The sequence below is a fragment of the Oscillatoria sp. FACHB-1407 genome (assembly GCF_014697545.1).
In the GTDB taxonomy this organism is placed as follows: Bacteria; Cyanobacteriota; Cyanobacteriia; order Elainellales; family Elainellaceae; genus FACHB-1407.
The window spans coordinates 1-12,286 of record NZ_JACJSA010000053.1; the positions used below are offsets into that span (position 1 = coordinate 1).

Below are 12,286 nucleotides of genomic sequence, written 5' to 3' on the forward strand. Positions count from 1 at the left end.
GGCTTCTGCAATAACCGTCATCCCTGGCTTACGTCCAATCATCGCCGCCAGTCCTTGTCGCACAACCGGATGATCGTCTGCGATCAAAATTCGGATGGATGATTCTGCACTCATAGCGTCAATGGCACAACAATCGTCAGGACTGTTCCCTCTCCAGGCTGGCTCGCGATGGTTAGATTTCCGCTAATTTGTTGCGATCGCTCCTGCATACTGATCAAGCCGTAACCCTTTTTAGATGTCTCTAGATTGATTATCTGGTCGTAATCAAAACCCTGTCCATTATCTTGGATTTGCAATTGAACGTGATCGAGCTGGTAACTGAGTTCAATCTGGATATGAGTCGCCTCAGCATGTTTGAGAGTATTATTAATTGCTTCTTGAGCAATTCGCAACAAATTGGTTTCTATTTCTGTTGGAAGAGCATAGGGAGTGCCCTGAACCCGACAGGTCACTTGTAACGAGGTATTGGAAGTTAGGTCCCGCATCAAACCTGTGAGCGCACCTGCCAGGTTGGTTTCTTCCAGCACTTGGGGACGTAATGCTCGGACTGAGCGACGCGCTTCGGCGAGACTTGCTGCGGCTAAATGACGCGCCTGAGCAATATGAGCCTGGCGATCGCCTGCATCTGTCAGGTCAGTGTCTTCTGCGGCTTGGAGTTGAATCAGAATGCCTGCTAAGCCCTGGGCGATCGTATCGTGGATTTCACGAGCCATGCGGTTCCGTTCTTCTAATACCGCCGTTTGTTTGGCTTGCTCGGCTAGGTAGCACATTTGAATCGCTAAGGTTGCCTGATGAGCAAGTGCCTGAACTAGTTCTGCTTCTTCTGGCTTGAGGCTTGACTGATTGCGAAATGCCAACCCTAATAATCCAACGGGTTGCTCTCCTACAATCAATGCCAAACCAATGGCTTCGGTAAATCCTTCTCGCTCAATCCACTCCAAAACCCCACTCCATTCCATGCCTTCAAACTCTCCTGCGGTTAGGGACGCAAGAGTGCGCTTTTGGCAAAGGAATTCAAAAACGGGGGTAATATCCATTGGGAAAACAGAATGAAACAGAACGGGTTCATCCGGTCTAGCTTGCGAATAAAGCTGCCCGTCCTGGATTTCTAAGCATAGTTTCAATTCATTAGTCTCGGTATTGAGCAGAAAGATATGCCCCACCGTTGCCTGTACCTGATTAGCTATCTCTGTGAGAACATGTCCTAGAAAAGAATTTAAGTTAGATTCCTGGGCTAATCGGTCAAGGCTGTGTTTGAGAGCATCATTGGTTTTTGCCAGCTCTGTTGCCCGATCTTGTGCTGCTCTTTGCTGTTCGCGAGCGATCGCGATTTCACGTTCGCGCTCGGCAATTTGGCTCGTTTGCATTGCCAACGCAATTTGCTTGCCAAGCGATTCAGCTAGTGTGATTTCGCCCTGGGTAAACACAGGTGTCTCTCGATAGATAACTAGTGCACCGAGTGCTATTCCATTACATACAAGCGGAACATTGAGTTCTCCGCCCCAACCCAGTTGTTTGGCGAAGGCATCAAATTCAGGAACGCAAGTTCCATTGAGGTGATCAAGAACGATTGCACGGTCCCGATGACGATGGGAAGTTCCAAGGTATTCAATCGGAACTGTGAAACCCTGAGCAAGGAACCGTGCGAGTATAAATCGATCGCTGAGAGCTAACAACTGTTCAGGTTTATACACGGTTCCTTCATGGAACCAATACCGCAAATAGATGCGTTCATCGGTTGGATGCTCAAAGTAGCCACAACTACGAGCACCAAAGGCTGCAACGACAATTCTCAGCACCTCAGGCAGAAGCGCGTCTAACTGTTCGAGTTGACCCACGGCATCAATGGTTTGTTGAAGAGCGATGCTGGCTTTTTCTAATTCAGCAGCCCGTTCTTGCGCTGCTTTTTCTTGCTCGCGGGCGATCGCAGCTTGTTTGGCTTCTTCTGTGAGTTGTGTCAGCCGTACTGCCAGCGTTGCCTGATGGGCTAACGCTTGAGCGAGTTCAATCTGCTGATTGCTAAGCTGATAACTGCGAGGAAGACGAATCACCAGCATCCCGATGTTCATCTCTCCCAGTATTAGCGGCAGAGTCAGTTCCTGGTACAACCCTAAAGCGTAACGCTCTGCATGTTCTCGAAATAGAGGTATGTCAAAATTGTCTCGAATAAAGTATTCCCTGTACTGGTGAATCGGTTGATCTTGTGCTTCTTGGGGAATTGGCGCACCCACAATACCCGGATGGTCAGGATAGATTTGTGCAATTTCAGACCTGCTATAAATTGCACCTTGCTGAACTATCAACCCGATGTGGAAGCAATATTTAGTTGGATGATACCAGTACTCAACTTGGGGAGCTTGCAGTTGTTCTGAAATCGCGGTCAGTACTTGTCCTAAAAATTTGTCGAGACTGGGTTCTAAAGCAAGGGAATCGAGCGATCGCTTGAGTGCCTCATTCGCTTTTACCAGTTCTGCTGCGCGTTCTTGTGCGGCTTGCTCTTGTTCACGGGCGATCGCGGCTTGTTTTGCTTCTTCTGCTAATTGTGTCAGTTGAATGGCTAGAGCCGCTTGATGCGCGAGGGCTTGCAATAATTCCGAGCCTTGTTCTGTAATGCGATCGGCGCGAGTAAAGGCAAGCCCTAAATGCCCTAAGAATTTGCCTCCTGCACATAGTGGAACTGATAGTACGGCTTGGCAATTGCGTTGTCGCAAATACTCAATTGATCCACTCCAAAACAGATGAGCTTCTTCTACCAGGTCAAAGAATCGAGGTCTACGGGTTTCAATTAAGAGTTGAATGCATTGAGCATCTTGCACAGGCATTTCTGCTGCTATGGGTGATACGGGTACAACACCATCAGGTTCAACTAATGCAACGGTTCGTAGAACTCCACACAACTCATCCAAAACTGTCAAATGTCCAGCAGCCGCTCCTAATTGAGTGATTGCTTCAATGGCAACTTGCTCTAAGAAGTTCGCCAGGTTAGGCTGATCAACCAGACGTGCAGAGACGCGAGCGAGTGCCTCATTTGCTTTTGCCAATTCAGCGGCTCGTTCTTGTGCGGCTTTTTCCTGTTCACGGGCGATCGCCGCTTGTTTTGCCTCTTCTGCCAATCGTGTTAATTGAATGGATAAAGCGGCTTGTTGAGCTAGTGCATACAACAACTCACTGCTCTGTTCATTGATTGGATTTGTATGGGTAAATGCTAGTCCCAAATGACCCAGAAATTCTGCCCCTGCAAATAAAGGCACAGCAATGACGGCTTGATGATGGCGTTGTTGATGATAGGCGATCGCCCCAGGCCAAAACAGGTGGGCTTCTCGCTCCAGGTCAAAGTAGCGAGGTTTGCGTGTTTCTAGAAGCAGGTTAACAAATTCAGCTTCATTGATAGGCATCTCTGCTCCCAGACCAGACGCAACCCGCCCTTGCTCCACATGAGCGACAGCCCGTAGTGTTTGATGCTGTTCGTCTAGCATCGATATCATGGCAGCATCAGCATCCAGTTGAGCGATCGCCTCCAGTGCCACATGGCTCAAAAAAGCAGAGAGGTCAGGTTGCTCTGACAAGCGTTGGGAGGTGCGCGCAAGTGCTTCGTTCGCTTTTGCTAATTCCGTGACCCGCCCTTGTTCCGTTTGTAGAAGAGCTTGCTGAGTTTCTCTAAGTTCGGTGATGTCAACCTGGCTGATCCAGGTACTTGTAACGCAGTCATTCTCGATCGTGCTAACTGCACTGTTGAGGAAGTATCGCTTGCGTCCGTAGCTGTCAATCTCCTCAGTTTCTAGACTTTGGCAGGTGTAGCCATTTTCAATCCAGGCTCGCATCGCGGCTTGTGTTACATCGGAGTTGCGATCGTGAAATTCTTTTGGTGTTAATCCAATTAAGTCTTCCGCATTTTGGTATTCATACATCTGAGCAAGGGCATTGTTTACTTCAGCGATGCGAATAGACTCATAACACAACTCTAGTTGTTCATCTACAGACAATGTAATCGGGATAGGTTGTTGATACTCCCAACGCACAATGCCTTCACTACTGAGTTCAAACAGGGTGCGATAGCGTTTCTCAGATTCAGCAAGGCGATCAAGGATTTGTTGTAATTCAGTATTGATTCGTTCGAGTTCTTGCGAATGCTTTGTAGCACTGTGTGTCCGCTCCTGTTCAGCTTGTAGGACAGCTTGTTGAGCGCGATCGCGCTCAATGCTACTGCCAATGCAATCAGCGGCAATTTTCAAAACAGTGAGTTCGGCAGCACTGCGCTGTTTCACCTCGCGACAGTCATCTATACCCAAGACTCCCCACCACTGCCCCTCTACAAAAATGGGAACAAGGTGGGTAGACTTTATCCCAATCGCCATCTGCTCACTACGAAAGGGTTCTGGAGCTTCATCAATGATGTAACTTGCCGTTTGACCCTGCTGAAACAGCTCATACAACCACTGAATCTCCTCATAGCTACCCTGTCCAGCTTTCCCATCAGAATGCTGCGGAACAGTTCCTGGTGAAGTCCACTCATATTCCAACGCTCTCCAGCTTGGGAAGGGTGAATCGCAGAACGAGTCGAAATTCTCTATGACGTTAATGCGATCGGTGTCTAATGCCTCACCAATCATTCTTAAAGCAGTATTGACTGCCGCATTCAAAGGCATGAGCATTAATAACACACGAGCAACTTCTGCGGTCGTTTCTAACAGGTGGTGCTCTAAAGAAGAACTGCAAGTAGAGACCCACTCATCGGGTTCTGTCTGCCTTACTGGTTCTCGCTCATCTTGTTTGGGTTGTCGATATCTGGCAACTTCTGCTTGTGAAACTGTGTAGGAACGTTCGCACGACTCAAGGCGCGATCGCAGTCTGGCATTTTCTTGTTCTAGGGCAGCGAGGCGATCGTGGAGCTTATTTGGTGCTGTATCCATAACTAGCTTCTAGTTTATTTTGAAGCGAGATTTATCTCAGGATAAAGCAATTATCCTGGAAGGAGTTCAAGGGTTAATTCCTTCTTCAGCTTGTCTGATAGGTCTACGGTTTCTCAAACTACCTTTCAATAACGTTATTGAAAACTTGCAGTTTTTTCTGCCTGGATATAATTTCCTCATCAGGAGCAATCCTGGCCATTTCATTTAATGTTTGAGGGATAAGCTGCTATGCGATCGCGCTAAGCAACTGTGAGTGAGCAGGAAATGTGGTGCAGTTGGCAAATGAATGGTGTAGTAGGCCAGTATTCTTTCAATCCGGCGTTCTGGCTTGTAAAAACCCTAAAATTCAATCTTCAGTGGAAGTTGAACTGTAAAACAGGTTAGGGAGTTGGCACTTTCTACCTGAATTGATCCCTGTAGATATTCAACTAAACGTTTTACCAATGCCAAACCTAATCCAGTCCCGCCGTGTCGCCAACGATCAACACTGGTGAAGCGGTAAAACTTCTCGAATAAACGCGGCAATTCCTGAGGTGGTAACTCTACTCCAGAATTACTGACTTGAATTTGTAGCATTGCGTCTTGAACTTGCACTGCAAGCGTGATTTCCTCATGAGGAGGTGTATATTTGCAGGCATTATGGAGCAGTTCCATTAGAATTCGCTTTAATCCCGCTAAATCCGTCACAACAGATGGTAATCCTTGTGGAATATCGATATTCAGTTGCTGTTGCTGTTGTTGAACACGGGATTCAAAAGCTTCTGCAATAGATGGGAGCCAATAGTTCAGATCAATATGCTCCAGTTCTTGATGCTTTACTCCTGCTTCTAATCGCTGTAGGTCAAGCAAGTCATTAACAAGGTTCAATTCCTGTGTACACCCATCCTCAAGGATCTGAACGTAGCGCATCAAATGTTCGTCGTTAATCTGCTGTTGATCCAGTCTCAACTGAATCATTTGAATCGCCATCTTGATGTTAGTCAGAGGCGATCGCAACTCGTGGGAAACCGTACTCAGGAAATCATCTTTCATGTGACTCAGTTCCTCTAGAACATGCACCTGTTCCTGGGCTGCTTCATAGAGGCGAGATTGGCGCAGAGCGATCGCAGTTTGAACGACAATTTGTTGCAACAAACTTACTTCCCAGACTTGCCATCCACGAGGGATAAAATTTTGGTAGATTGTAAAGAGCCCCCAAAGCTGACCATCGAAAAACACAGGGATAATTACGTAGGCTCTAATTTGAAAGACCTCGAATTGATTGATCTGATGTCTGCTGTGTTTAGCTACATAGATGTCATTGACGACAATGGGAATGTTATTTTGTAGTTGTTCATCCTGCTTCTCCAGCAGGTAAGCGTCCTCCCACAGAATTTGAACATCCTTCTCTATTAATGGGACTCCTCCCTCTGCAACTGATTCCGCTACGAATTCAATACTCTGACCCGAGGAGAATTGGTAAATGGCAACCCGGTCACTCTGGAGTGTTTCGCGGGTTTTGTTTAGCACGGTTGCTAGGGTTTCCTCCAAGTTTAAAGAGCGGTGAATATTTTGGATAATCAATCGTAGCAAACGTTCCTGTTCTGCTTGCTGTTGCAAAGCCTGGGTACGTTCTTGTACCCGTTGCTCAAGAGTCCGGTTTAGTTGTTGTAGAGCAGCTTCTGCTTGCTGACGTTTGCGAAGTTCAGCTTTGTAATCACTAATATCACGCGCAGTGGCAATGCAAATTTCCCGCCCATTCAAGGTTGCTCTGCTAAGTGTGACTTCAGAATCAAAAATGGTTTTGTTAGGATGACGAATAGACGGCCACTCAAATCGCAAATCTTCACCTGCATTAGCTTGTCGAAAAAGATACGGCAATTCCTCAATTGGAGCATTAGAAGCTGAAAGATCGGCAACAGAAAAGCTCAACATTTGCTCTCGGTTGACTCCAAACATCTCTAGTGCCCGGTTATTGATGTCAAGAATGGCACCACTTAAATCATGTATGAAGATTGCATCATACAGCCGATTGAAAATGGTGCGTAGATCATGTTCAGACTGCTTTAATACTGCCTCTGCCTGTTTTCGCTCTGTAATGTCCAGATTCACCCCAATCATCCGAAGGGCTTGCCCTTGGGAATCACGTTGCACTAGAAAATGAGACTCAAGATGACGAATCGTGTTATCTGCCTGTATTGTCCGAAACTCTAAACTAGTGTCTGTAGTGTCAATCAATGCCTGCTGTAGTACAGCACGGCACCTCAATAAATCATCAGGATGGATAACCGATTCCCATGTTTCATAGCCTCTAACCTCTGATGATTTGATGTTGAAGAGTTCACAGGTGCGATCGTCCCAGCGCAATTGGTTGTTGACTATATCCCACTCCCAAACCCCCATCTGCACGGACTGTACAGCTAGTTGTAGGCGTTCCTCGCTAAGCCGCAGCGATCGGGTACGATCGGATACTAGCTCTTCTAATTGTGCTTTGGCGGCTTCTAACTCGCTACGGCTGGGTAGGGATAAGATTTCGGGAATGACTGGAACTAGCGTTGCTGCTGTTAATAAGGAGATAGTAGCTGTAATTGATTTGAGTAATCCTGAAGCCCAGTAATCTGGATGCCAGAGTGTCCAAATCTCCATAGCGTGTGTTGTTCCGCAAGCGATAATGAATGCCCCAAACAGTTGCAAAATTCCGGGATAGGGAAAATCTTGCCGTTGACGCACAATATGAACCAATGCTACGGAAACTGAGAAATAGGCAAAAGCAATGCCTCCATCTGATAAGACATGTAACCAGACCAGCCCCGGTTTCCAGAGGTAACAATGTCCATGAGGAATGAATGCTAAGCTGTCAAAATAGTTAAGAAGTATTGCTATCATTGTTTGAACCTTGGAGGGACTTTGAGAAGTCGGTCAAGGGAACCCAAAAAGCCTTCTGGATAAGCTGCAAATACTAAGTGCAGTACCGAGAAATCAACATGAACAAAGAGTACTCCAACAGCTTGTCTTGTGCCTAAATATAATCTCTAAGTATAATTTTTCTAGATGCAGAATTAGGCGATCTCCCATGAGTTGTGTCGAAAAATTAAACCAATGGTAGGGTAGGAGCCTATGCTTACCTACGGCTCCTTTTATGTTTACCCCTTGGCTGTTTAAGCGGTGATACCTTTTGCGATGGTATGCATTGCTGTTACGCTCCAAGACATCAGAACTAGCCTAGAATTGAAGTGGATTACTCCAGGATCAATCGATGGGTGTTGAAAAAAAATCGTCGCACTCCCCACCCTTACGTTAGCAAGATGGAGTCAAAGCGAGGTAGTTGTAACGAAGGTGAAGACTGCCAATAATTTTTTTGCAAAAAACCTTATTGAAGCACTTTTTGGAATTACCGCTTAAGCTGGTTGGCTGACAAATCTCGTTTCAGGACTTTGCCTTAAATGTTGCAGAGGAGACTCTGTCTGCTAAACATAAGTAGCAGAACCACGGGAACAAGTGTCAGCAACAAAAATGGTACGTTTCAGGAGTTTTGCCAATCAGTCAGACGCTTAAGACAGTGCAAACAATATAGAATATTTGCCACTAAGAAGTTTTTGCGGCAGAACCTCAACATCAATAAGATTTTAATTCGTCTATTAGAACAAGATAAGATTTACAGTTTAATGCTCTCAGCACATCGATCGCCATAAAACTATTCGTGAGAGCTTGCAGTTATCTGCGGTGGGCAGTGCGAAACGTTACGTTTCCGAAAAGCTTTGTCCCTTAGTGTGCAGTCATTGACTTGCAGCGGTTATATCGTTTAAGAAGATATGGTTAATGCATAGCATATCAGGACATGAAATCCTTGAAGAGGCGATTGCTAGTGATGATCGCGTTTGTGATAGTCAAGTTGCACTACTACAAGAAGCATAGTAAGTGAGTAGCTTCTGTTGATCTCGGTAAACCTTGGGTGTCAGTCCAGTAAACTGTTGAAACCGCCGAGTGAACTGGCTCTGATTAGCAAAACCACACTCTAATGCAATTTCAGCAATTGCCGTTTCGCTATCCTGTAACAATCGTTTAGCTCGTTCTATCGCTGCCGAGTCAAGTATTGGTAAGGAGAAATGCCTGTAGATTGTTTAAATGTATGACAAAAATAAAATTGACTAATTTTGGCAACTTCAGCCAAATCAGCTAATTGAATTTCTTGATGAAGATTTTGACTAATGTAATTAATGACTCGTTGCAGCGTATATGAAGGCAATTTATTTTGAGTAGTTGGTGCATTCATAGATTATGGTGAAGGCAAGATTCGGTGAAGGGGAAATGAGCTTTAATCTGAATAGCTGGGGAAACAAAGAGGGTTTAACACCTGGCTTATCTGATATTTTTTGGAGTCATACCCGTCTACTTTTGAAAGGCATGGCTCCGATCGCTTGTACAAATCTTGGAAACCCTGAATGCTTCCTGGCTTCGATATCCATCCAATCAAATAGATGTTTTATCTTCAGCCGTCCATGCTGTACCAGAGCAATACCCCAAACAAGCCGAAGGACAAGCAGTCCCCATTCTGCAAAGCCGCTCAAATATGGTGGGAGGTAATGTGATAGAGCTTGAATTTCCATTTTTCCTCACTTTGAACCTACTGTTTTGGATTTGAAAAAACGTCGCAATTTGCCTTGAATAAACTTGTGCTGCTCAAGCAAATGCAAAAAAATGAAAGCAAGGAATGTATAAGCAAACCAAACGTGTGAATCGTGAGAAAACTTAGAAATAGATTCGTTTACACCAAACAAACGCGGTAATGTTAAACCAAAGAAAACGGCATTGCGGTCGTTAGTGTTGGAGTAGAAGATGCCGCTGATCGGCACTGCAACCATGAACAGATACAACCCTGTATGCAGTACGATTGTCTGTAACCAATGTCTTGTGAATCTCGGCTGACGGTGACTATACTTTTGCCAAGATAGGTTGATTAGTATCCCGATTCGCACGATTAGCAACCCTAAAACCAGCATTGCTACTGATTTGTGAAAGGTAATCATTTCACTGATAAACGGTGCTTCACTCCAAACATGAGCCGTGAAAATGCCAACACTGTAAACACAAAGTAGACAAACTGCCATAAGCCAATGTAAAGACCACAGTTGTTTAGACAGAGCAGATATCCGTTTTGCCAACACGCTCATGGAGCAAACTCCTTTTCTACTTGAGTTTTCACTGTATTAAAGAGGGTGTCCACTGCGAGTAGTCTGCTAAGTGCCCCCAGTAGGCGAGATATCCTATGTATGCCCAAATCAATGCCGCTATGATGAGAATAACTGCACCAATTAGGCGGAGGTGAGAATTCAGCTTCCAATAAAGAGCGGGTGTAGCCAAAACTCCGGCTAATCCAGAAATAATAAAGCCAGTACCAGACAAAATAGGTTGGTTTGTCATGCCTAAATTGACGATGCGAAAGCCAATTACGATCGCAGCTATTCCCGCAAAAAATGAGTAGATTGTTACCGTCAGCAAACTCCAACCGAGGGCAAGTGCCAATGATGCGCCCAGAAAAGTGATACCAAATAGGACAGACAATTCACCGAAGGCAATGTTATAGCTACCGGGAAGTGTCCAATGCCAAATCATGTGAAGCCCAGTTGTGAGAGCGATCGCACCTGTCATTCCAAAACCAGGAACCCATTGCTTTGCATCCTTGCCATCTAAACCAGAGTAGACAAAGGCTCCTAAAAGGATAAAACCAACAACCATGTTGATCAGCATTAGTGGGATGTAGTTGATAAACATAAGTAATTAGATGTTCCGATCTAAACGAGAAGGTTTTGCGAATTGTGACGACGTAAATTGTGCTGTTGCTACGATTGTGTTCAGGATTGGTAGCAACTAGAAACCTGGGGATAATTGCAATGCAATCATTTTCGTTGAAAGCCATAGCAGGCTTCTATGTAAAGAACTGATTTAGAAGGCAAAACAATCACAACCAATACCGCCCCAGAAACTAGACAAGGAACCTGCGGTATTGAGTGCAGAACCTGTGGAGCGACAGGTTACTTTGTGAATGTGATTACAGAGAGCTGTGCATAAATGAAGTGCTTTTGCTGCCACAGGCACAGGGACAGGTGCAGCATAGTAACCGCCATAAGTGGCAACAGGTGACCACTCTGGTAAAACCGGGATAGAGGGTGGGTCAAGGTCACTGAATTCCTGTGCAGCGTAAACCACTCTACCTCCCACAATCGTCAATACTGATTCCAGGCTCTTAATCTGCTGTTCTGGCATAGAGAAGTAGTCGCCCGAAAGTACGGCTAAGTCTGCTAGTTGACCGGGAGCGATCGCCCCCTTCTTACCCTCCTCCGACGAGAACCAACTGCTGCCAACCGTGTAGAGCCGCAAGGCTTCCATCCGGTCTAAACGGTTTTGATTTGGGTAAAGTGCAGTTCCACCCACCGTTTTACCGCTAACCAGCCAATACAGTGCCACAAAGGGATTGTAGGAAGCGACTCGTGTGGCATCGGTTCCCGCTCCAACGGGAATCTCCATCTCTAGCATCCGGGCGATCGGCGGCGTATGCTGGGCGGCTGTTGCACCATAGCGATCGACAAAATACTCTCCCTGAAACGCCATCCGATGTTGAATCGCAATACCACCACCCAGTGCCTTGACCCGCTCTAAATTACGTTCAGAAATCGTTTCGGCATGGTCAAAGAACCAGTGCAATCCATCAAACGGAACGTCTCGGTTCACCTCTTCAAACACGTTCAAAAAGCGTGTGATGGATTCGTCATAAGTAGCGTGAAGACGAAATGCCCAACGATTTTGTGCTAGCAGTGTGACGACATCCTTTAATTGCGTTTCTAATGTATCAGCTAGATCGGGGCGAGGTTCCAGAAAATCCTCAAAATCTGCGGCGGAGAAGACTAACATTTCACCCGCGCCATTCATGCGATAGAAATCGTCTCCTTGACCTGGTTGTACCATTTTCGCCCAGTTTGCAAAGTCTTCCAATTCTTGACCCGGACGCTGAGTGAAGAGGTTATAACCAACGCGAACGGTGAGTTCGCCCCGTTGGTGCAAGTCTTCAATCACTTGATAATCGTCAGGATAATTTTGATAGCCTCCCCCAGCATCAATGACGCTGGTAATGCCAAGGCGATTGAGTTCGCGCATGAAGTGGCGGGTTGAGTTGAGTTGATGTTCGTACGGTAGTTTTGGTCCTTTTGCCAACGTGGAGTACAAAATTGTGGCATTAGGTCTGGCGATCAATAACCCGGTTGGATTGCCATAGCCATCCCGTTGAATCTCTCCTCCCAATGGGTTTGGTGTATCCCTGGTGTAACCAACGGCTCGTAGTGCCGCACGGTTTAGCAGGGCGCGATCGTACAGGTGTAGAATAAAAACAGGTGTGTTGGGGG

At 45.9% G+C, this 12,286-nt stretch carries 7 protein-coding genes; all 7 read right to left on the minus strand.

The genetic code is table 11. From position 1 onward, the window contains the following. Positions 1-110: 110 nt before the first annotated feature. Positions 111-4,910: a GAF domain-containing protein gene (locus tag H6G89_RS33880; RefSeq protein WP_190514421.1), complete on the minus strand. Its 4,800-nt coding sequence runs from the start codon at positions 4,908-4,910 to the stop codon at positions 111-113. A 339-nt stretch (positions 4,911-5,249) separates the two neighbouring features. Next, positions 5,250-7,775, minus strand: coding sequence for a sensor histidine kinase (locus tag H6G89_RS33885; protein ID WP_190514422.1), 2,526 nt, complete (start codon positions 7,773-7,775; stop codon positions 5,250-5,252). A 1,001-nt stretch (positions 7,776-8,776) separates the two neighbouring features. Further along, positions 8,777-8,947, minus strand: coding sequence for a helix-turn-helix domain-containing protein (locus H6G89_RS36540; RefSeq protein WP_190514423.1), 171 nt, complete (start codon positions 8,945-8,947; stop codon positions 8,777-8,779). Positions 8,948-8,961: 14 nt separating this feature from the next. Beyond that, a complete protein-coding gene (locus H6G89_RS33895; protein WP_190514424.1) occupies positions 8,962-9,162 on the minus strand; it encodes an AraC family transcriptional regulator in 201 nt (66 codons plus the stop codon). 340 nt (positions 9,163-9,502) lie between these two features. Further along, entirely contained in the window at positions 9,503-10,060 is a 558-nt protein-coding gene (locus H6G89_RS33900; protein WP_190514425.1) for a cytochrome b, read from the minus strand. Between the two features lie 28 nt (positions 10,061-10,088). Next, positions 10,089-10,661: a DUF981 family protein gene (locus H6G89_RS33905; protein ID WP_190514426.1), complete on the minus strand. Its 573-nt coding sequence runs from the start codon at positions 10,659-10,661 to the stop codon at positions 10,089-10,091. 171 nt (positions 10,662-10,832) lie between these two features. Beyond that, the coding region (locus tag H6G89_RS33910; protein ID WP_190514427.1) for an amidohydrolase at positions 10,833-12,286 on the minus strand (1,454 nt) is incomplete at its 5' end.

Bases quoted from the DNA above. Each gene is read 5' to 3' on its own strand.
- H6G89_RS33880 (WP_190514421.1), bottom strand. From the start codon at position 4,910: ATGGATACAGCACCAAATAAGCTCCACGATCGCCTCGCTGCCCTAGAA.
- H6G89_RS33885 (WP_190514422.1), bottom strand. From the start codon at position 7,775: ATGATAGCAATACTTCTTAACTATTTTGACAGCTTAGCATTCATTCCT.
- H6G89_RS33895 (WP_190514424.1), bottom strand. From the start codon at position 9,162: ATGAATGCACCAACTACTCAAAATAAATTGCCTTCATATACGCTGCAA.
- H6G89_RS33900 (WP_190514425.1), bottom strand. From the start codon at position 10,060: ATGAGCGTGTTGGCAAAACGGATATCTGCTCTGTCTAAACAACTGTGG.
- H6G89_RS33905 (WP_190514426.1), bottom strand. From the start codon at position 10,661: ATGTTTATCAACTACATCCCACTAATGCTGATCAACATGGTTGTTGGT.